The following is a 19525-nucleotide window of genomic DNA, read 5'->3' as shown; positions in this document are numbered from 1 at the left end:
GGCAGCCTGAAGGCTGCCAGCGCGGCGCCATGCAACACCGACACCGCGTGGCTAGCTGAAGCACGCCCAAAGTCCGTGGAAAGCTTGGTCTTCAGGTCTTACTGCATTCCACCGGACAGCGAGCACTGCCCGGTGGAATGGTGTGTCATGCAACAGAGCGCTTATTGCAGCGGTGCGCCTCCAGGTCCAGGGAATGCCGTCAGCGGCGTGCCATCCGAGACATTTCCGGAAATCATGTTGTTCTTGAAAGACTGCACCACACCCGATCCGCTAGAGCCGACACCGGTCACGTTGGCGAACACGGTCGATCCGCCAAGAGTGACGATCGAACTGCCGGCGCCGCTGGCAGCCGCACCATTGGCATTCACGCCCACGCCGGCATTGGACGACACCGTCGTATTTGTTACCGTGGCGCGGACCTGGGAGGCTGCGGCAACCGTCTTCACGGTCACGCCGTTGCCGCCGTTCCCGCTGACCAGGCTCGCTGTCAACGCCATATTTATGGCCAGGGTGTCACCCGTGCCATCGACGGTGATACCGGCGCCGTTGTTTGTGACCTCCGTTCGCGTGAACGCAGCATTTATCCCAACGGCGCCAGTCGTCTTGATCAGGATGCCATTCGTGGCTGCCTCGGATATCCGGGTATTGCTGATATAGATTTCGGTGGGTCCGTTCGGCGCGACTTCCACGCCCTGGCCAGTGACCCGCTGGATGATCGAATCCTCGATATGCAGTTGGCCCTGACCAAGGAAGCGTACGCCATTTAGGCCTGTGCCTACGCCATCGATATCCAGCCCCCTGAGATGCACAACGCTTCCAGCCGGAGCGTTGACAATGACACCATTGGTTCCGGCGGAGAGAACCCCGCCTTCCGTATAGACACAGTCGATCGTAATCGACTTGGTGATTGTCACCGTACCGAAGCCACCGGGATCGAGGCAGTTGATCTCCCCGCTGACGGCCGTCTTCGAGATCGCGCCGGCAAAGGTCTTGCAAGGCGCCGTGCGGCTGCACGGATTGGCGTCGTCGCCGACGCCGGAAACCCAGGTCCGGGTCGCTTGAGCGGAAGCCGGCGTGGCGATCACCGCCGTCGCCAAGGCGAGAAACAGCGAAGATAATAGGTAGCCCAGAATTTTCATGATCATTCCCCCTAAATGGAACAAGAGATTCGTTCACAACCAAGCGGAGGAAGTCTAGCGCTTCGCCTCGTCAAAAGCAACGTGACGTCAAAACCGGATTGCTGATTTGAATTTCTCGTGCGCGTGGCGATCCGCCAAGCTACACGACCGCCATCATGCCATTGTTACATCGCCTTCACACTACATTCGAAGCGCTTGGCGTTCCACGAAATTTAGAAAACTTCACGCCCCGGGGATGCCGAGCGGCGACACGAAACCGTCGATTCGACCCCCGCAGGAACGGCCAAGGCCCATGGCATCACTCCGGATCTTGGCCCGCCATGCATTCGAGCTGGCTCAGCGTCCAGTCGCTGGTCTTCGAAGCAATGTCCGATACCTTCCACTTGCCGTCGACCTTCTGCAATGACCAGCGCATTTCGCGTTGCGAATCGTCACCGTCCGAAAACAGCCTGAAGCTTGCCACCACTTGTGCCGTGTCGCCATCCACCGTTTCGGACAATTTCAGGGTCTTGGAGACCGTCTTCTGGTCGAAATCCTGCGCATCAAGACCGGGATCGAAGTCGATGCAGGCGACCTGGTCGGGATTCTTCCTGGTCGCCTGGTCGTTGAGATCGAACAGTCTCGTCACCGGCGCGGTGAAGCGATCCCGATATTGTGCATCGGCCTCGAATTTGACCGCCGGAACATAGAAGAACTTCACGGCGTCCGACGCCGGTCCGGCGAAGGCGGCCGCGGGTAAGGCTATCGCGAGGGCGGCAAGGAGCACTGTCCGTCTCATGCAGAATCTCCGGCTTTTGATGGCTTGACGCAATCAACACCAAGCATCCTGCATACCGGGTTTTTTGCCGCTCATGAAGCCCCTGCCCGGCCTCCTTTCAGCCGTCGAGCCAGACGTTCTGGAGGTCCATCTCGAAGGTCTGGTGGACGCCGTAGTTCTTCACCTTCTTGCTGGTGTGGCTGTAGAGCTTCTGCCAGAACGGCTGGATGATGACTCCGGAGTCCTGCAGGATCTGCTCGACATCCTTCATCACCTCCTTGCGCTTGGCGACGTCGATCAGCGAGAGCGCCTGTTTGAGCTTGGCGTCGAAATCGGGATTGGAATAGGCCGACTCATTCCACGCCTCGCCGCTGCGATAACCCAGCGCCAGCACCTGAACGCCGAGCGGACGCATGTACCAGATGGTCATCGAATAAGGATATTTCGTCCAGTCGTTCCAGAAGGTCGACCCCGGCAGCACCGTGCGCTTCACCTTGATGCCAGCATCGCGCAATTGACCGGCGATCGCGTCGCCGGTGTTCTTCTGCCAATCGTCCTCGATGGTGATCAGTTCGTGCTCGAAGTCGGCCTGACCGGCTTCCGCCATCAGTTTCTTGGCACCGGCGGCGTCACGCTGCTTTTTTGGCAGGGGATAATATTCCGGATGGATCGGGCTGACATGATGGTTCTCGCCGACCGTGCCGCGCCCGGCATAGCCGAGCTGCAAGACGGCATTGTTGTCGACGGCCATCTGCAGAGCGTTGCGCACCCGCTTGTCGTCATAGGGCTTGTGCGTGATGTTGGTGCGGGCAACCAGTGTCGTTGCCGTCGCAACCTCGGATTTCTGCAGGCCCATCTTGTCGAGAATGTCGATGAAATCGGCCGGGCTCTCGAAATTGAGGTCGATCTCGCCGGAATCGAAAGCGTTCACCGTGGCATTGAAGTCGGTGCCGTAGTCGACGAATTCGACGCCGTCGAGAGGCGCCTCGCCACCCCACCATTTGCCGTTCTCGCGGCGCTTCACCACCGCCTTCTGGCCGACATCGTAAGAGACGAGTTCGAACGGACCCGTGCCGATCGGCTTCTTGACCGGATCGGCGCCGTCGGCATCGAAGTTGCGGTGGACGACGAGCGCGGGATAATCGGTGAAGTTCGGGATCAGCGAAATGTCGGGTTCGCTAAGCTTCAGCTTGACGGTGTGGTCGTCGACCTTGGTGATCGCGCCGTCCCTCGCCTTGCCGGTTTTTGCGTCGATCAGCGCGCCGACGCGTGCGGCCATCGAATTGCCGGCGACGCCTTTCTCGCACCAGCGCGCCAGATTGTGGGCGACGTCATCGGCATTGAAGGCATCGCCATTGTTCCAGGTGATGTCCTTGCGCACATGCAGGACATATTCGGTGGCGTCGTCGTTGATATCCCAGCTTTCGAGCAGCACCGGCTCGAAGGTGAATTGCCTGGTGTAGCGCACCAGCGGCTCCAGCCAGCTGCGCGAAATGTTGGCCAGTTCCACCCAGTCGTAGGTGCGCGGGTCCTTCTGCGCCTTGACCGACATCGAGACGCGCAGCGTGCCGCCCTTCTTCGGCTCCTCGGCCTGGGCCTGTCGCGGCACGGCAAGACCGATCATGCCATAGGCGAGAGCCGTCGACGCACCGAAGGCGCTTGCCAGCGCCAGGAACTCACGCCGGTCCATGCGGCCGGCACGCGCCTCCTGCGCCATGGCCTCGATAGCGCTGGGGACGCGATCGCCATTGCTTGTGAAAAGTGTCATTTTCTTCCTCCCTTATGGTTCCCGTCGGGTCTTCGCCCTTTGCGTCAACTCACCGTATCCGGCAGCTTCTCCTCGCGCCGCGCGATCAAATCCCTGAGACCCTCGGCAATGCCCTCGTCGAGCTTCGGCTCCTCGTAGTCGGCGAGCATGTTGCGCGCCTTCTCGCGGCCGCGCGTGTCGTGGTCCTTCGCCCCTTCGGCATTCCATTGTTCGTAGGAGTTGAAGTCCATGATCGAGGGCATGAAGAAGGCGGACTCGAAATGTTCGAGCGTGTGCTGGGTGCCGAGGAAATGGCCTTGCGGTCCGACCTCGCGGATCGCCGCCATGGCCTCCTTGAAATCGTCGAAGGACACCCCCCCGGCGTATTTGTACCAGCCGACGAGCTGCTCGCAGTCCGTCGCGAATTTCGAATAGCCGCAAGTCAGGCCGGCTTCCAGCCAGCCGGCGGAATGCCAGATGTAGTTGGCGCCGGACAGGATGGCGGCATGCATGAGCATGTTCGATTCGTAACCCGCCTGAGCGTCGTTCAGCTTCGAGCCGACATGGAATCCCGAGGTGCGCCACGGCAGCCGGTATTTCCGCGCCAGCGCGCCCATAAGATACATCATCTGGGCGGCCTCCGGGGTGCCGCCCATCGGCGCGCCGGTCTTCATGTCGACCGTGACCATGAACTGGCCGTAGATTTGGGGCGAGCCTGGGCGGATGAGCTGGGTCAGCGCCACGCCGGCAAGCGCCTCGGCGTTGACCTGCGCCACCGCGCCGACGGCAGAAGCCGAGGTCGAAGCGCCGCACAGCGCGAAAGGCGCCAGGATCAGCGGCTGGTTGTGGCTCGCGTAGACCCGCATGGCGTCGATCATGGTGGCGTCCCATACCAGCGGCGAATTGCAGTTGGTGATTGCCACCAGCACAGGGTTGTCGCGTACGAACGCCTCGCCGAAGACGATGCCGGCCATCGCCATCGTGTCCTCGGCGCGCTCCTTCGACGTCACGATGCCCATGAACGGCTTGTCGGAATGCTTCAGCGCCGAGTGGATGATGTGCAGATGCCGTTTCGGCACCGCGATTTCCATCGGCTCGCAGATGACCGAGCTCGAGGAATGCAGCGCCGGCGCCATGTAGGCCATTTTGTGGAAATTGTTGAGGTCGGCGAGCGTGCCATAGCGCCTGACATTGTCGAGGTCGCGGACGTAGGGCGCGCCATACATCGGCACGAAAATCGAGTTCTTGCCGCCGACGCGCACGGTGCGCTCGGGGTTGCGTGCATTGAGCGTGAATTCCGACGGAACCTTCGAGACGAGCTCCATCAGCAGCGCGCGGTCGATGCGGACACGCGTCTCCCTGACATCGGCGCCGGCCGCCTTCCAGAGCTCGATCGCGCCGTCGTCGCGGAATTCGCAGCCCACCTCCTCGAGGATCTTCAGCGATTCCTCGTGGATCAGTTCCACCGCCTCGTCAGGCACGATCTCATAGACGGGGATGTTGCGCACCAAGGTCGGAAAGGAAGCGATCGGCGCGCTTCTGAGCGCCTTGCGGCCAACACGGCCACCGCCGCGGCGGTGGGTCTGTTCGGTCAATTCGACGGCCGGTACGTTCATGGAGCCTCCTTCTTCCCGCCACCACGTTAGCGACCCGAAATATGGCTGTGACGCTGGAAAATCCTGATCTTCTGTATAAGCTGTGCTTATGCGAAGCCTGCGCCACCTCCTGCCCTCCGCCGGCAGCCTGATCGTCTTCGAGGCGGCCGGCCGGCTGTCGAGCTTCACCGCCGCCGGGCGCGAGCTCGGCATGACGCAGGCCGCCGTTTCCTACGCGGTGCGCGGGCTGGAAGCGCAGCTCGGCGCCAAGCTGTTTCAGCGCCGCCACCGGCAAGTCAGCCTGACCGAAGCCGGCGAACGCTTCCACGCCGATGTCTCGCTGGGGCTGTCGCATATCCGCAAGTCGGCCGAGGATCTGCGCCTGCAGGCGACCGGCGGCCACGTGACGCTCGCCGCATCGACCGCCTTCGGCTCGTTCTGGATGATGCCGCGCCTGCAGCAGTTCCGTGACGAATTGCCGGGCATCGATCTGCGCATCCAGACCGCCGACCGCGACCTCGACATCATCGCCGAAGGCATCCCGCTCGCCGTGCGCGGCGGCGAGCCCCGGGACTGGCCGGACTACCATTCGTTGCCGCTTGCCGATGAGGAGATCTTCCCCGTCGCCGGCACCAGCTACCTGGCCAAGTTCGGCATGCCGAAGACCGTCGGGGAATTGGCCAAGCACCGTCTCATCCATCTGGAGGAGCCGTATCGCGAGGCGGCGAGTTGGGACGAATGGTTCCAGTCGGCCGGCGGCAGCCTCGGCGACGCCGCGCGCGGCCTGCGCATCAATGATTATGGCCTGGTCATCCAGGGCGTGATGGAGGGGCAAGGCATTGCGCTCGGCTGGCGGCACCTTGCCGAGCGGCTGCTGGCGACGGGACTTCTGGTGCAGGTGACGGACCACGTGCTCAAGACCGGCAAGGCGTTCTACGTCGTGTGGCCGAAGAACCGGGAGCTCAGCGACAATGTCCGCAAGGTAAGGGACTGGCTGGCGGCGCAGGCATAAAGCCGTTTCACCGTTCCACCGCAGTTCGCCCTCGCCCGCACGACACGAATCCTCCTATACTGTCGCCATGCCCATTCGCCAGCTTTCCGAAACGATGATCAACCAGATCGCCGCCGGCGAAGTCATCGAGCGTCCGGCGAGCGTGGTCAAGGAACTGGTCGAGAATGCGCTCGATGCTGGCGCATCACGCATCGAAATCGTCACCTCAGGTGGCGGGCTGAACCTGATCCGCGTCACTGATGACGGTTCCGGCATCCCCGAGCCGGAGCTTTCGCTGGCGATCGCGCGCCACTGCACCTCCAAACTCGCCGAGGATATCAACGACATCCGCTCGCTCGGCTTTCGCGGCGAGGCGCTGCCGTCGATCGGCTCGGTATCGCGGCTGTCGATCCGCTCGCGCACGGCTTTGGGCGACAGCGCCGCCGAGATCGGCATAGAGGGCGGCCGCGTGCTGCCCGTCAGACCGGCGGCAGCCAACCGCGGCACAACCGTCGAGGTGCGCGATCTGTTCTTCGCCACGCCGGCGCGGCTCAAATTCATGAAGGGCGAGCGGGCTGAAAGCTCGGCGACCAGCGATGTGGTCAAGCGCATCGCCATCGCCTTCCCGGCCGTGCGGTTCACGCTGGCGGGTTCCGACCGCTCGACGCTGGAATTGCCGGCGACCGACGACAGTCCGGAAGGCAGCCTGCGCCGCGTCGCCCAGGTGATGGGAGCCGAATTTCCCGACAATTCCATCGCCATCAACGCGATGCGCGAAGGCGTGCACCTGACCGGTCATGTGTCGATCCCGTCCTTCACCCGCGCCAACGCGCTGCAGCAATATGCCTATGTCAATGGCAGGCCGGTGCGTGACAAGCTGATCGCGGGCGCCATCCGCGGCGCCTTCGCCGATGTGCTGCCGCGCGACCGCCACGCGGTGACGGTGCTGTTTTTTTCGCTCGATCCGGCCATCGTCGACGTCAATGTCCACCCGGCCAAGGCCGATGTGCGCTTCCGCGATCCGGGCCTGGTGCGCGGGCTGATCGTCGGCGCCATCCGCCAGGCCCTGGCCGATGCCGGCATCCGCTCAGCCACGACGGGAGCCGCGGGCATGATGGCGGCGTTCCGGCCGGGTGCCGCACCCTACAATCATGGCGGCCCGGCCAATGGCCATCGCAGCTACGAAGCATCATTCCATGCATCCGGCTCCGGTTTCGATCCCTCGCGCTCGCCGCAGCGGCCGCTGGACATGCAATTCGAAGGTGCGGGCTTCGAGCGCGCCGGCAAAAGGCATGGCGGGTTTGGCGAACCCGATCAGGCGGCGTTCGATACCGGCGCGCTTGCCAGCGCCGACGCGCGCGCCGGGCAGAGCGAGGCGGCCGAGACGCTGCTCGGCACGGTGCTCGGAGCGGCACGCGCGCAGGTGCATGAGAATTACATCGTTGCCCAGACCAGGGATTCGCTCGTCATCGTCGATCAGCACGCGGCGCATGAGCGGCTGGTTTACGAAGCGCTGAAGAACGCCCTGCATTCGCGCCCCGTGCCCTCGCAGATGCTGCTCCTGCCGGAGATCATCGATCTGCCGGAAGAGGACGCCGAGCGGCTCGCCATGCATTCCGAAACGCTCGCCCGCTTCGGTCTCGGCATCGAGCGTTTCGGCCCGGGCGCCGTCGCGGTGCGCGAGACGCCGTCAATGCTGGGCGAGACCAATGTCCAGCAATTGGTGCGCGACCTCGCCGACGAGATCGCCGACAACGACACGGTCGATACACTCAGGGAAAGGCTGGACAAGATCGCCGCCACCATGGCCTGCCATGGCTCGGTGCGTTCAGGACGCCTGCTCAAGGCCGAGGAGATGAACGCGCTGCTGCGCCAGATGGAGGCGACGCCGGGATCCGGCACCTGCAACCATGGCCGCCCGACCTATATCGAGCTCAAGCTGGCGGATATCGAGCGGCTGTTCGGGCGACGGTAGGTGGATGCTCGCCGCAGTGCTTCTCTTCGGTCGTTTACGAATTCAAACTTCGTCCAGAGGTTCGAACTTCTCACGGACGAATTTTCCTTCGACTCTAAAAAAGGCAGTTCCGAAAGGAGCTTCTAAGCAGGACGCTATAAGCGGGTCGTAATTCGCAATTGTATTGACATCGTACAAGCCAAAATTATTTGGGTTATCGGTGTACTCGTCAGATTCATCACCGGCGAAAAAGCGCCAACCGCTGTCGGCCGGATGATCTGGCGTTTCGCGGTAGAGATAGCCGACTTGCGCGCCGTCCACGGTGATCCGGTCAGCAGCAATACAGCTGCCGTAGCCAATCGCGATCGGGCGAAACGTCGATGCGTCCCGAAAAAACGTCTTCGGCATTCTCAACTCGCTGCTGCGCCCGTATCTCTAGTCAGCTGAGTACCCCGCCAACAGTCAAGTACCGCTCGCATCACCTCTTCAAATTCACCACGATGACGCCGCCGAGTGCCAGCGCGCCGCCGAGGATGCCGAGCAGTGTCGGCACTTCGCCCAGCCAAAAGAAGCCGATCAGGGCAGACATCGGCGAAACCAGATAGAGGAAATTGGAGGCACGTGCGGCCGGCAGACGCGATAGAGCTGTTGCCCAGGCGGCATAGGCGATCAGGCTCGGCACGATGCCAAGAAAGATGACGGCGCCGAGACCGGCGGTGTTGGCTACCGCAGCCTGCGCAAAGCCGCTCGGCAGAAAGGGGGACAGACAAAGTGCTCCGAGCACCATGTTGGAGGCCGAGATGGTCAGCGGGTGATGGCGGGCAAATAGCGGCTTCTGGACGATGGTGTTGACGGCCGAACAGAGCGCGGAGCCAAGCACGAGCAGTGCGCCAGCATTGAAATGCAAGCCTTGTCCGTCTGCCATTGCTATGACGCCGATGCCGGCGAAGGATATCGCCGTGCCAGCCCAGGCCCACCTTGAAAAGCGTTCGCCCAGAAGCGCCATCGCCATGATGGCGGTGAAGATCGGGCTGACATTGATGATGAAGCCGGCGGCTCCAGCCGAGACGGTCAGCTCGCCGAAATTGAGCATGGCGGTGTAGAGCGCGACGAAAATTGCCCCGCCAAAGACGAGGCGCCACAACTCGTCGAGCCTGGGCAGCGCCGGACGCTTGACTGCAAGGAAGATCGCCGCCGGCACCGCGGCGATGGCAAAGCGCAGGGAGCCCAGTTCCAGCGGCCCGAAGGCGGCAAGGCCGGCGCGGATGGCCGGAAAAGCAGAGGCCCAGCCGACCACCGTCAGCGCCACGGCGATGGCGGCCGTGGTGTCCATCCGCTGTGTCTGATTCAACGTGCCCGTCATCGCGCTCATCTCACCGTCCTCATGCTGTTCCCGTCCTGGAGGCCACAAAACGCCTTTTCCCGCCTGTTGACAAACGACCAAATCGAGGATCACCTGTGATTATGGATCACAGCTCAGACACAATGGTGCCGCTCGAAACCCTGCGTGCCTTCGACGCGGCGGCGCGAACCGGCAGTTTTTCCGCGGCCGCCGAAAAGCTCAACATCACCCACGGCGCCATCAGCCGGCAGATCGCCAAGCTCGAGGACTGGCTGGGGTTGAAAGTGTTCGATCGCGGCGCGCGCGGCGTGACGCTGACGATCGAAGGCAACCGGCTGCATCTGCGCACGTCGGAGGCTTTCGCGCTGATTTCGAGCCATTCCGACCGCTGGGTCGAGCCGCGCGGCACGGCGGTGGTGCGGCTGACCTCGATCCCCTCGGTGAGCGGGCTGTGGCTGATGCCGCGCATGGCCGCGCTGGAGAACAATCCTTCCAAGCTGCGCATCGTGCTCGACGTCGACATCCGCCAGGCCGACCTTGCCGATGAAGGCATCGATCTGTCGATCCGCTGCGGCCGTGGAGTCATTCCGGGCCGTGTTTCGGTGCAGCTGTTCGAGGAACATGTCTTCCCTGTCGCATCGACCGAGCTGGCACGGGACATCGGGCGCGGCGACCCGGCCCGGCTGCTTAAATTTCCGCTGATCAACGATTCCGACGCCTCCGGCTGGCGTGCCTGGTTCGCCGCGCAAGGCATGGACTATCGCCCGCGCCCGCAGGATCGCCGCTTCGAGGACTACAACCTGGTGCTCGATGCCGCAGCCTATGGGCTCGGCATCGCGCTGGCGCGTCCGCCGCTAACCGGACATCAGCTGCAGTCTGGCCGCATCACCGCGGTCGACGAGCGTACCGCGCTCAACCCGGTTTCCTATTGGCTCGACCGGCCGCTGGGACGGCCGCGCACGGCGGCGGCCGACCTTGCCCGCCGCATCGCGCGGCAGGCCGGATTGGCGCCGGACAAGATCGAGGCGTTCATCGAAGCGGAGCGATAGGTCTCCCGGCCTATCTTCGATTCGTTCAGCGAAGCAGCAGCAGAACGAATCCGAACATCATTGTTGCCAGCAAACCGGTCATGATCGAAACAAAGCCGATTCTCACCAGCAGGCCCTCGGGATTGGGTACGGCGGCGGCGTGAGATTGATTGGCTGGCCTTCGCCGTCCCGACGACATCCCCATGGCGGCGTTTTGCGGCACCGGAACCTGCGACGGGATAAACGACAACAAGGACACCCCGGCAGCCCTGGCGGGCGCGTTGTCATTGGCCGTTGCCGAAGGCGGCACGGCGCCGCGCTGCGTTTCGGCTTCGGGCGCTGTTCTCCTCGCCAGTACCGTTGCCAACACCGCCTCGTCCCGTGTGTCGAGCTGGGCCTGATAGGCCTCGACGATGCCGGAAGAAGCAATCTGCTGCGATTTGACGGCCATCGGCGCCGCCGGCATCGCCAGCAAAGCGGGCGCCGTGCGTTGCGCGAACAAAGAGGGCGCGGCGGGCTGGACCAGTTCCCTGACCAGCGCCGTCCTGACCGGATCGGCCTTCGCCGACGGCACGGGTTGCGGCGTCATCGCCTCCTTGAGCAAGGAAGCCAGGCGGGCGGAAGAAATATCCATCATGCCCCCGATAAAAGCGCTTTTCGCACCTGTCCTAGTGCCTCAGCATTGTCCGAGGCTTGTCGCAAGCTTGACCCGGCCGCGGATTTGTGGCGATGAAATCTGTATGACACTTGGCACCACCGCATGATGAACCGTTTCGAAGGCCCGGGCGGCAAGGAAGCCCGCATCCGCTATCTCGATGGCGATTTCCAGGTCACCAGTCCCGGCTCGTTCGTGCGCTGTGCGGTGACCGGGGAAAACATCCCCCTGGACGAGCTGAAATACTGGAGCGTCGCCAGGCAGGAGCCCTACGTCAACGCCACCGCTTCGCTGCGCCGCGAAATCGAGATGCATCCGGAGCTGCGCAAGCGTAGCTAGCTTCTCAGCCTGCGCTGCCGCCAGGCATCGAGCGTTTCCTCGATGATGCGCTCGGGCACATGGTCGAGCTCGAAAACCGTGTCGATTTCCAGCACCTCGAGCCTGTCGAGAAAGTCCTGCGAGGCGCCGTGGCGCAACCGGGCGGCGTCCTTGGCCGTGGTGATGAGCCCCAGCCCTTCGGCGCGCGCCGTCACCGCCAGTTCGCCGAGTTCGTCCTCGGCGTAGAAATGATGGTCCGGAAAGGGTTTTGAGAGGACCACCTCACCGCCGGCCTCGCGCACCGTGTCGAAGAATTTGTCGGGATGGCCGATGCCGGCGAAGGCCAGGAACCGCTTGCCGGCAAGCCCGGTCTTGCTGCGGGGCTCCGTGTGCGCCTCGAAGATTGGCCGGCCGGCACGCGCCGCCTGGCGCACCACGGCATCGGCGGCGGTGCCCTCGCCCATCTTCAACAGCCCGCTGGTGAAGACCAGTTGGTCAACGATCTTTGCCCTGAGCGGGCCGCCCGGAATGACGCGGCCATTGCCGATGCCGTAGCGGGCGTCGACGACGATCAGCGCATAGTCGATATGGATGCGCGCGCTCTGAAAGCCATCATCCATGATCAGGAAATCGCAGCCATGCTTTGCCAAGAGCAGCCGGGCGCCGGCGGCGCGGTTCGGCGTCACCGCGACCGGGGCGTGTTCGGCCAGCAGCAGCGGCTCGTCGCCGACATGCTTGGCGGCATCGTGATTGATATCGACGACATGCGGTTCGGCGAACGAACCGCCATGGCCGCGCGACAGGAAGCCGGGCTTCAGCCGCATGCGCTTGGCCTGTTGGGCGAGCGCGATGGCGACCGGTGTCTTGCCGGTGCCGCCAACGGTGAAATTGCCGACGCACAGGACCGGTGCCTCGATCTTCTCACGCCTGGCCCGCCGCATGCCGCGGCCGGCAACGAGCGCATAGACGGCCGACAGCGGCGACAGCGCCAGGACTTTCCAGTCCGGCTCTTCCCACCAGAAAGGTGGTGCTTCGGAGGCCACGCTAGCGCCCGTTGGCGCCCTTCAGGCGCGACTTGACGACCAGCGGCTGGATATAGGGTTCGAGCGATTTCAGCGTGCGCGCCAGCGCGCCGCGCATCTCGTCGACGGTCGCCACACCGGCCGCCATCATCTCATGGCGCGCCACTTCGTTGGTCAAAAGGAAGTTGACGGCCCCGGCCAGCATGTCGCGATCGCGCACCAGCTTGGCGCCGCCGCTGTCGATCAGGCGCTGATAGGCCTCGCGGAAATTCTGCACATTGCGGCCGGCCAGAACCGCTGTGTCGAGCATGGCCGGCTCGAGCGGATTCTGCCCGCCCTCGGAGGTCAGCGAGCGGCCGACGAAAGCGATTTCGGTCAACCGGAGATAGAGCCCCATCTCGCCGATCGTGTCGCCGAGCAGGATATCGGTGTCGGGCCCGATACGGTCGCCCTTGCTGCGGCGCGCGACCTTCAGCCCCATGCCGGAAATCTGCGCGGCAAGGCTTTCGGCGCGATCAGGATGGCGCGGAACGACGATCGTCAACAGACCATGGTGACGCTTGTGCAGCATCGCATGGACTTCCGCCGCCACCACTTCCTCGCCGTCATGGGTCGAGATCGCCGCCCAGGTCGGGCGGCCGCCGACCTGCCGCTGCAAGCCGGCCAGCACCCGTTCGTCGACGGGCGGCGGGTTGGTGTCGACCTTGAGGTTGCCCGACACCGTGACCGGCCGGGCGCCAAGCACGCGAAAACGCTCGCCGTCGACATCGGACTGGGCAACGACATGGGCGAGATTCTCGAACAGCGCCTCGGCGATGTTGGCGCGCTTCTTCCACGAGGTGAAAGAGCGGTCGGACAGCCTGCCATTGACCAGCACCTGCGGCACGTGGCGCGCGCCAAGCTCGAGGATGGTCATCGGCCAGATCTCGGATTCAGCGATGATCGCAAGGTCCGGCTGCCAGTGATCGAGGAACCGGCTGACCGCCGGCTTGAGGTCGAGCGGCACATATTGGTGGATGATCCGGTCGCCGAGCCGCTCGTCCGCGACCTGGGCCGATGTCACCGTGCCGGTCGTCAGCACAATGTTGACACCATAATCGAGAATGCTCTCGACCAGCGGCACCACGGCCAGGGTCTCGCCGACGCTCGCGGCGTGGATCCAGATCACGGGCCCTTCGGGGCGCGGGCGGCCGGCGACGCCATAGCGCTCGCGGCGACGGTGGCGGTCTTCCTTGCCGCGCGAGGTGCGCCAGGCGACATAGGGCCCGACCAGCGGATAGGCCGCGGCACCGGCGAAACGGTATGCGGTCAGCATGGCGCGCGCCCAGCGACCGCTCATCGCCGGCCATCCACGAGACGATAAGCCTCTGCCGTCGCGGCATTGAGCGCGGTGGTGATTTCCTGGCGCTTGCGCTCCATTTCGGCGTCATCGGCGTCGGCCGCGACAAAGATCGGCGCGCCGATGGTCACGGCGGACCGGCCGAAAGGCAGGTTGATGGTGGTCTTGTCCCAGCTCTTTTCCAGCACCTTGCGGCGGCTGGTGGCGATGGCGACAGGCAGCAGCGGCCGGCCCGAGAGGCGCGCCAGGAGAACGATACCGAGCCCTGCGTCGCGCGGCGTGCCATGCGGAATGTCTGCGATCATGGCGACGTTCTTGCCGGCGGTGAGCGACTTTTTGAGGGCAATCAGGGCCTTGGCGCCACCCTTGTCGAGATGGCGGGCATTGTCGCGCCCGCCGGACCCGCGCACCGCCTCGATGCCGAATTTCTCCAGCATCAGCGCGTTGAGCTCGGCATCGGCGCTGCGCGACACCATGGCGACCAGCGGCTTGCGCTTGGGATAGTAGGCCGGCGTCAAAAGATGCTGGCCGTGCCACAGGGCGATGATGCCGGGCTCGAATTCGGCATAGGCGCCGCCCGCAAAGCGCGCCGATCCGGCGACCAGCGGGCTGGTCAGGCGAACCAGCCGTACGAACTGCGCGAGCAGGCTGGCAATGGCGTTCTTGACGAATCGTGACTGCGCGAGCGGTTCGCGCACCTTGCGCCAGAACGTTTTGGTCGCGCGGCTGCCGCCCCTGCGAGTCGGCGCGGTGTCGCTGGCTGGCCCTTTCGCCAGGTCATGCTCCATCGAAGTCAACCGGCAGCCTTGTTGTCGGGGTCAAGCAGACGGTGCAGATGAACGACGAAATAACGCATATGGGCATTGTCCACGCTGGCTTGCGCCTTGGCCTTCCACGCCGTGTGCGCGGATTGATAATCGGGATAGATACCGACAATGTCGAGCCCGTCGAGATCGCGGAACTCGGTGCTCCCAAGCTTCTTCAGTTCGCCACCGAACACCAGATGCAAAAGCTGTTTCTTCCCGTCTTCCGCGGTCATGTCGGTCCTTCACATATTGTGAGTTTGTGACAGGTCTAGACCAAAGCCGCCGACTTTGGAACCTGCGAATGTGCTTTCACGCATCCAGCCCGGCGATGACATCGACGAGCACCGCCAGCAATTCACCGCTGCCGGCGGCGAGCGCGCCGTGGCGGGTCACCTCGCCGGCATAGAGCGGCGCGCGGCCATGCGGGTCGAGCAACAGCCCGCCGGCCTCGCGCAGGATGAGATCGGCGGCGGCGATGTCCCAGTCATGCGCATTCGGCTTGACGAAGGTGGCGTCGAGCGCGCCGTTGGCGATCATCGCCAGGCGGTAGGCGAGCGAAGGGCTGTAGGGCGCGCGCACCAGCCGCTTCTGCCAGCCGGCCGGCACCAGCTCGATCAGCTGCTTCAACCCTGAAATCTCGGCCTTGTCGCCAAGCGTGCGCACGCCAATGCGCTTGCCGTTGCGGAACGCGCCCTGGCCGGGCAGCGCCCAGTAGGTCTCGTCCATCGCCGGGCATTCGAGCACGCCGGCAAGCGTGCGGCCCTCTTCGACCACGGCGACGCTGACGCACCAGGTGCGCTGTCCCTCGAGGAAGCCGCGCGTGCCGTCGATCGGATCGACGACGAAGGTGCGGCGCGCCGAAAGCCGCGCTGGATCGTCGACCGTCTCTTCCGACAGCCAGCCATAGTCCGGCCGCGCCGCCAGCAGCGTGCGGCGCAGATAGGCGTCCGCGGCATGATCCGCTTCGCTGACCGGCGAGGTGCCGCCCTTCATCCAGACTTGTGGGCTGTTGCCGAAGTACTGCATGGCGATCAGACCGGCCTCGCGGGCGGCGTCGCGCAGCAACGGCAGATCGCCAATGGCGCCGGAAGAGGCAGCGGTCAGTTCAGGCTCCGGCAAGGGTCATGCCTTCGATCAGGAGCGTCGGCGCGGCGGTGCCGAAATTGCGGTCGAGGTCATCAGCCGGCACCATGTTGAGGAACATGGTCTTCAGGTTCGAGGCAATGGTGACTTCGGCGACCGGATAGGCAAGTTCGCCGTTCTCGATCCAGAAACCGGAGGCGCCGCGGCTGTATTCGCCGGTCACCATGTCGACGCCCTGGCCGAACACTTCGGTGACATAGAAGCCGCTCTTGAGCGACTTGATCAAATCCTCCGGCGAGCGTTCGCCCGGTTCGATGGCGAGATTGGTGGAGGATGGCGACACGGAGGAGCCGCTGCGCGATCCGCGGCCGTTGGTGATCAATCCCAGTTCCCGCGCGGCCGAGGTCGACAGGAACCAGTGGTTGAGCACGCCCTTTTCGACCATGAGAAGCTTTTCGCCCTCGACGCCCTCGCCATCGAACGGGCGCGAGGCCTGGCCACGCGGCCTGAGCGGGTCGTCGGTGACGGTGACTGCGGACGCGGCCACCTGCTTGCCCATCATGTCGCGCAGGAACGAGGTCTTGCGGGCGACGGACGCGCCGTTGATGGCGCCGGCAAGATGGCCGGCGATGCCGCGAGCGACGCGCGGGTCGAACACCACGTCGACCGGCCCCGTCGCCGCCTTGCGCGCGCCGATGCGGCGCACGGCGCGTTCGCCGGCCTTGCGGCCGATATCCTCCGGCGCGTCGAGATCGGCAAAGTGCTGACGCGAGGAGAATTCATAGTCGCGCTCCATGCCGGTGCCCTCGCCGGCGATGACGCTGGCGGAGCGCGAGAAGCGCGAGCCGACATAGTGGCCGATGAAGCCGTGCGAGGTGGCCAGCACTATACCGCCCAGCCCGGCACTGGCGCCGCTGCCGGCCGAATTGGTCACGCCCTTGACGGCAAGTGCCGCTGCTTCGGCCGCAAGGGCTGCTTCCTTCAACTGGTCGGCCGACACTTCGGTGGCGTCGAACAGGTCGAGATCGCGCATTTGCCTTGCCAGCAGCGCGGGATCGGCGAGACCCTGATAGGGATCCTCGGGCGAGACTTTCGCCATGGCAACTGCGCGCTCGGCGAGCATCGCCGGATCGGATGCAGCAGTGGCCGAGACGCTCGCCACTTTCCGGCCGACGAAGACGCGCAGCGAGACATCCTCGGCCTCCGACGATTCGGTGGCCTCGACCTTGCCGAGCCGAACCGACACACCGGTGGAGCGGCCGCGCACAGCGACCGCGTCGGCGGCATCGGCGCCGGCCTTCTTGGCGGCCTCGACCAGCGCCGCGACGCGGTCGGTCAGTTTTTTAGCGTCTGATGTGTCGGCCATGCCTGTGATCCTGCTTGTCGCGGCCAGCTTGCGGCCGCGCCCACCCATCTATTGTTCCGGTCCGGCTTGTGCAATGGCATAGGCTTCAATCAAAATGCATCACTACATGGTTCCCATCGCGAACCCTGTGACGCAAAAACAGGCCGCAGCCCGCACGGAGCATCCTTCATGACGCCTTTCCATCTCGCCTTCCCGGTCCGTGATCTCGATGAAACCCGCACTTTCTATGGCGAAGTGCTGGGCTGCGCGATCGGCCGCTCGTCGGCGACCTGGGTGGACTTCGACCTTTACGGCCACCAGATGTCGGCGCATTTGCGGCCGCAGGCCACGCAAGCCGCCAGCGACGGCAAGGTCGACGGCATTCTGGTGCCGATCCCGCATTTCGGCGCCGTGCTGCTGATGGATGACTGGCAGCGCCTGGCGACCCGGCTGGAAGCGCGCGACGATATAGACTGGCTGGAACGGCCGATGGTCCGCTTCAAGGGTGAGCCCGGCGAACAGGCGACGCTGTTCATCCGCGATCCCTCCGGAAACGCCCTGGAATTCAAGGGTTTTCGCTCGCTGGAGCAGGTTTTCGCGCACTAAGACCGGGCACCACGACGCCTGTGGCTCAAGAGCCGGCGACCGGCGTCCAGATCACGTCCTCTATTTTCTGCGCGCCAGTGGCCAGCATAGCCAGCCGGTCGAAGCCGAGCGCGATGCCGCTGGCTTGCGGCATGATGGCAAGCGCGGCGAGAAAATCCTCGTCCAGCGGATAACGCTCGCCATAGATGCGCTCTTTCTCGTCCATTTCGAGCATGAAGCGCCGGCGCTGCTCCTCGGCATCGGTGAGTTCGCCAAAGCCGTTGGCGAGTTCGACGCCGCAGCAATAGAGCTCGAAACGCTCGGCGACGCGCGGGTCGCGCGGGCTTGGCCGGGCAAGCGCCGCCTCGGCGACCGGATATTCGCAAAGAATGGTGGCGCGGCCGAGGCCGAGATTGGGCTCGATCTTTTCCACCATCACCCGGCTGAACAGGTCGGCCCAGCTATCGTCGGGCGCCGTGCGCAGGCCTGCCCGAACCAGCGCGGCGTAGAGCGCGTCCCGGTCGGTGCCGCCATCGGCGGCGACCGTGGCCAGCAGATCGATGCCGGCATGGCGCAAGAAGGCATCCGCCACCGTCAGCCGTTCCGGCTCACCGAACGGATCGCACTCGCGGCCCCGGAAGGAAAAGCGCGTGGCCCCTGCCCTCGTCGCGGCCAGCGCCAGCAGGTCGGCGCAATCGCGCATCAGGCTCTCATAGGTCTCGCCCACCCGGTACCATTCGAGCATGGTGAATTCGGGATGGTGCAAGGGGCCGCGCTCGCGATTGCGCCAGACGGCGCCGAGGCTGAAAATCCTGTTCTCGCCGGCGGCGAGCAGCTTCTTGCAGGCGAATTCCGGCGAGGTGTGGAGATAGAGTGGCGCGCGCGCGCCATCCGGCCCGACCGCTTCCGTGGCGAAAGCCGCCAGATGCGCCTCGTTGCCGGGCGAGACCTGCAGCGCCGCGGTTTCCACCTCGACAAAATCGTGACGAGCGAACCACTCGCGCAAGGCTGACGTGAGCCCATTGCGCAGCATCAGGCGCGGGCGGCGGTCGGCGTGGACATGCGGCGTCCACCAGGGCGAAGCGGCGGTCATGGGCGATTTGAAGGCGTGCCGAGGCACCTGGGGGGCTGGCGGTTCGCGCCAAGATGCGCTAGGCCCCCATCCAGCGCCGCACAAGCCGGCAAACGCCCACTAACTCTCGCAGGATTTAAAACCGTGGTGAAAGTCATCGCCAGTTCGCTCCGCAAAGGCAATGTCGTCGACAAGGACGGCAAGCTTTATGTGATCCTCTTTGCCGAAAACATCCACCCAGGCAAGGGCACGCCCGTGACGCAGCTCGACATGCGCCGCATCGGCGACGGGGTGAAGGTTTCGGAGCGCTACCGCACCACCGAGCAGGTGGAGCGCGCCTATGTCGAGGAGCGCGAGCACACCTTCCTCTACGCCGACGGCGAAGGTTTTCACTTCATGAACCCGGAAACCTACGACCAGGTGGCGGTGAGCGAAGCCGTGGTCGGCGACGCGGCACCCTATCTGCAGGAAGGCATGCCGGTGCAGGTTTCCCAGTTCAACGGCATCGCGATTTCCCTGGTCCTGCCGCAGCGCGCCACTTTCGAAGTGGTCGAGACCGAGCCGACGACCAAGGGCCAGACGGCATCGTCCTCCTACAAGCCCGCCGTGCTTTCCAACGGCGTGCGCACCGCAGTGCCGCCGCACATCGCGCCCGGCACCCGCGTGGTGGTGATGACGGCCGATGGGTCCTATGTGGAGCGGGCGAAGGACTGAGGGGGACTCTCCACTCTGCCAGCCCCAGGCCGG

At 64.5% G+C, this 19525-nt stretch carries 20 protein-coding genes; 6 read left to right on the top strand and 14 right to left on the bottom strand.

Annotation, left to right across the window (positions count from 1 at the left end; genetic code table 11):
- Positions 1–161: 161 nt before the first annotated feature.
- The 4 genes from CK227_RS20255 to CK227_RS20240 form a co-directional block, all read right to left on the bottom strand.
- Positions 162–1145 carry a right-handed parallel beta-helix repeat-containing protein gene (locus tag CK227_RS20255; RefSeq protein ID WP_179296316.1) on the bottom strand — a complete coding sequence of 328 codons (984 nt, stop codon included), beginning with the start codon at positions 1143–1145 and terminating at the stop codon, positions 162–164.
- Positions 1146–1437: 292 nt separating this feature from the next.
- Positions 1438–1917 (bottom strand): DUF3828 domain-containing protein, encoded by a 480-nt coding sequence (locus CK227_RS20250; protein WP_095770518.1) that lies wholly within the window; start codon positions 1915–1917, stop codon positions 1438–1440.
- 97 nt (positions 1918–2014) lie between these two features.
- Positions 2015–3664, bottom strand: coding sequence for an ABC transporter substrate-binding protein (locus CK227_RS20245; RefSeq protein WP_095770519.1), 1650 nt, complete (start codon positions 3662–3664; stop codon positions 2015–2017).
- Between the two features lie 44 nt (positions 3665–3708).
- Complete coding sequence (locus tag CK227_RS20240; RefSeq protein ID WP_095770520.1) at positions 3709–5259, bottom strand: trimethylamine methyltransferase family protein; 1551 nt, start codon at positions 5257–5259, stop codon at positions 3709–3711.
- Positions 5260–5347: 88 nt separating this feature from the next.
- Here CK227_RS20240 and CK227_RS20235 point away from each other — a divergent pair, with 88 nt between their 5' ends.
- Together CK227_RS20235 and mutL are read left to right on the top strand one after the other, a co-directional pair.
- Positions 5348–6250 (top strand): LysR substrate-binding domain-containing protein, encoded by a 903-nt coding sequence (locus CK227_RS20235; RefSeq protein WP_095770521.1) that lies wholly within the window; start codon positions 5348–5350, stop codon positions 6248–6250.
- A 67-nt stretch (positions 6251–6317) separates the two neighbouring features.
- Positions 6318–8204 (top strand): DNA mismatch repair endonuclease MutL, encoded by a 1887-nt coding sequence (gene mutL / locus CK227_RS20230; RefSeq protein ID WP_095770522.1) that lies wholly within the window; start codon positions 6318–6320, stop codon positions 8202–8204.
- 42 nt (positions 8205–8246) lie between these two features.
- Here mutL and CK227_RS20225 read toward each other — a convergent pair whose 3' ends face one another.
- Positions 8247–8591, bottom strand: a complete 345-nt coding sequence (locus tag CK227_RS20225) for a DUF2185 domain-containing protein (RefSeq protein ID WP_095770523.1) — start codon at positions 8589–8591, stop codon at positions 8247–8249.
- A gap of 70 nt (positions 8592–8661) precedes the next feature.
- Positions 8662–9555 carry a DMT family transporter gene (locus tag CK227_RS20220; RefSeq protein ID WP_095770524.1) on the bottom strand — a complete coding sequence of 298 codons (894 nt, stop codon included), beginning with the start codon at positions 9553–9555 and terminating at the stop codon, positions 8662–8664.
- A 92-nt stretch (positions 9556–9647) separates the two neighbouring features.
- Between CK227_RS20220 and CK227_RS20215 the strand changes: the two genes are divergently transcribed.
- Positions 9648–10574 carry a LysR family transcriptional regulator gene (locus CK227_RS20215; protein ID WP_095770525.1) on the top strand — a complete coding sequence of 309 codons (927 nt, stop codon included), beginning with the start codon at positions 9648–9650 and terminating at the stop codon, positions 10572–10574.
- 25 nt (positions 10575–10599) lie between these two features.
- On the opposite strand, the gene CK227_RS20210 is transcribed toward CK227_RS20215, so the two are convergent.
- A complete protein-coding gene (locus CK227_RS20210; protein ID WP_245317981.1) occupies positions 10600–11157 on the bottom strand; it encodes a hypothetical protein in 558 nt (185 codons plus the stop codon).
- 156 nt (positions 11158–11313) lie between these two features.
- On the opposite strand from CK227_RS20210, the gene CK227_RS20205 reads away from it, so the two are divergent.
- Positions 11314–11547 carry a DUF2093 domain-containing protein gene (locus CK227_RS20205; protein ID WP_095770527.1) on the top strand — a complete coding sequence of 78 codons (234 nt, stop codon included), beginning with the start codon at positions 11314–11316 and terminating at the stop codon, positions 11545–11547.
- On the opposite strand, the gene lpxK is transcribed toward CK227_RS20205, so the two are convergent.
- The 6 genes from lpxK to CK227_RS20175 all read right to left on the bottom strand — a co-directional run bounded on the left by lpxK (position 11544) and on the right by CK227_RS20175 (position 17142).
- Positions 11544–12569 carry a tetraacyldisaccharide 4'-kinase gene (lpxK, locus tag CK227_RS20200; RefSeq protein WP_095770528.1) on the bottom strand — a complete coding sequence of 342 codons (1026 nt, stop codon included), beginning with the start codon at positions 12567–12569 and terminating at the stop codon, positions 11544–11546. The two genes, CK227_RS20205 and lpxK, sit on opposite strands and share 4 nt — an antisense overlap.
- A gap of 1 nt (position 12570) precedes the next feature.
- Entirely contained in the window at positions 12571–13887 is a 1317-nt protein-coding gene (gene waaA / locus CK227_RS20195) for a lipid IV(A) 3-deoxy-D-manno-octulosonic acid transferase (protein WP_095770529.1), read from the bottom strand.
- Positions 13884–14675 carry a lysophospholipid acyltransferase family protein gene (locus tag CK227_RS20190; protein WP_095770530.1) on the bottom strand — a complete coding sequence of 264 codons (792 nt, stop codon included), beginning with the start codon at positions 14673–14675 and terminating at the stop codon, positions 13884–13886. Before CK227_RS20190 ends, waaA begins: the two co-directional genes overlap by 4 nt.
- A 5-nt stretch (positions 14676–14680) precedes the next feature.
- Positions 14681–14926, bottom strand: a complete 246-nt coding sequence (locus CK227_RS20185) for a DUF4170 domain-containing protein (protein ID WP_095770531.1) — start codon at positions 14924–14926, stop codon at positions 14681–14683.
- 76 nt (positions 14927–15002) lie between these two features.
- On the bottom strand, positions 15003–15812 hold the full coding sequence (locus CK227_RS20180) for a 3'(2'),5'-bisphosphate nucleotidase CysQ (protein WP_095770532.1): 810 nt from the start codon (positions 15810–15812) through the stop codon (positions 15003–15005).
- A complete protein-coding gene (locus tag CK227_RS20175) occupies positions 15799–17142 on the bottom strand; it encodes a TldD/PmbA family protein (RefSeq protein WP_095770910.1) in 1344 nt (447 codons plus the stop codon). Before CK227_RS20175 ends, CK227_RS20180 begins: the two co-directional genes overlap by 14 nt.
- Before the next feature lie 168 nt (positions 17143–17310).
- Between CK227_RS20175 and CK227_RS20170 the strand changes: the two genes are divergently transcribed.
- On the top strand, positions 17311–17727 hold the full coding sequence (locus CK227_RS20170; RefSeq protein ID WP_095770533.1) for a VOC family protein: 417 nt from the start codon (positions 17311–17313) through the stop codon (positions 17725–17727).
- A 25-nt stretch (positions 17728–17752) separates the two neighbouring features.
- Here the strand turns inward: CK227_RS20170 and epmA are convergent, their stop codons facing one another.
- Positions 17753–18799: an EF-P lysine aminoacylase EpmA gene (gene epmA, locus CK227_RS20165; RefSeq protein WP_095770534.1), complete on the bottom strand. Its 1047-nt coding sequence runs from the start codon at positions 18797–18799 to the stop codon at positions 17753–17755.
- Between the two features lie 123 nt (positions 18800–18922).
- Between epmA and efp the strand changes: the two genes are divergently transcribed.
- Entirely contained in the window at positions 18923–19492 is a 570-nt protein-coding gene (gene efp / locus CK227_RS20160; RefSeq protein ID WP_010915481.1) for an elongation factor P, read from the top strand.
- Positions 19493–19525: the final 33 nt, after the last annotated feature.

The organism is Mesorhizobium sp. WSM4308 (genome assembly GCF_002294905.1).
GTDB lineage: Bacteria > Pseudomonadota > Alphaproteobacteria > Rhizobiales > Rhizobiaceae > Mesorhizobium.
This window is presented reverse-complemented; position numbering and strand designations above follow the sequence as displayed.

What these genes read in the sequence shown, in the direction of transcription:
- CK227_RS20255 (WP_179296316.1), bottom strand. Translation starts at nt 1,145, where the DNA reads ATGATCATGAAAATTCTGGGCTACCTATTATCTTCGCTGTTTCTCGCC.
- CK227_RS20250 (WP_095770518.1), bottom strand. Translation starts at nt 1,917, where the DNA reads ATGAGACGGACAGTGCTCCTTGCCGCCCTCGCGATAGCCTTACCCGCG.
- CK227_RS20245 (WP_095770519.1), bottom strand. Translation starts at nt 3,664, where the DNA reads ATGACACTTTTCACAAGCAATGGCGATCGCGTCCCCAGCGCTATCGAG.
- CK227_RS20240 (WP_095770520.1), bottom strand. Translation starts at nt 5,259, where the DNA reads ATGAACGTACCGGCCGTCGAATTGACCGAACAGACCCACCGCCGCGGC.
- CK227_RS20235 (WP_095770521.1), top strand. Translation starts at nt 5,348, where the DNA reads ATGCGAAGCCTGCGCCACCTCCTGCCCTCCGCCGGCAGCCTGATCGTC.
- mutL (WP_095770522.1), top strand. Translation starts at nt 6,318, where the DNA reads ATGCCCATTCGCCAGCTTTCCGAAACGATGATCAACCAGATCGCCGCC.
- CK227_RS20225 (WP_095770523.1), bottom strand. Translation starts at nt 8,591, where the DNA reads ATGCCGAAGACGTTTTTTCGGGACGCATCGACGTTTCGCCCGATCGCG.
- CK227_RS20220 (WP_095770524.1), bottom strand. Translation starts at nt 9,555, where the DNA reads ATGAGCGCGATGACGGGCACGTTGAATCAGACACAGCGGATGGACACC.
- CK227_RS20215 (WP_095770525.1), top strand. Translation starts at nt 9,648, where the DNA reads ATGGATCACAGCTCAGACACAATGGTGCCGCTCGAAACCCTGCGTGCC.
- CK227_RS20205 (WP_095770527.1), top strand. Translation starts at nt 11,314, where the DNA reads ATGATGAACCGTTTCGAAGGCCCGGGCGGCAAGGAAGCCCGCATCCGC.
- waaA (WP_095770529.1), bottom strand. Translation starts at nt 13,887, where the DNA reads ATGAGCGGTCGCTGGGCGCGCGCCATGCTGACCGCATACCGTTTCGCC.
- CK227_RS20190 (WP_095770530.1), bottom strand. Translation starts at nt 14,675, where the DNA reads ATGGAGCATGACCTGGCGAAAGGGCCAGCCAGCGACACCGCGCCGACT.
- CK227_RS20185 (WP_095770531.1), bottom strand. Translation starts at nt 14,926, where the DNA reads ATGACCGCGGAAGACGGGAAGAAACAGCTTTTGCATCTGGTGTTCGGT.
- CK227_RS20175 (WP_095770910.1), bottom strand. Translation starts at nt 17,142, where the DNA reads ATGGCCGACACATCAGACGCTAAAAAACTGACCGACCGCGTCGCGGCG.
- CK227_RS20170 (WP_095770533.1), top strand. Translation starts at nt 17,311, where the DNA reads ATGACGCCTTTCCATCTCGCCTTCCCGGTCCGTGATCTCGATGAAACC.
- epmA (WP_095770534.1), bottom strand. Translation starts at nt 18,799, where the DNA reads ATGACCGCCGCTTCGCCCTGGTGGACGCCGCATGTCCACGCCGACCGC.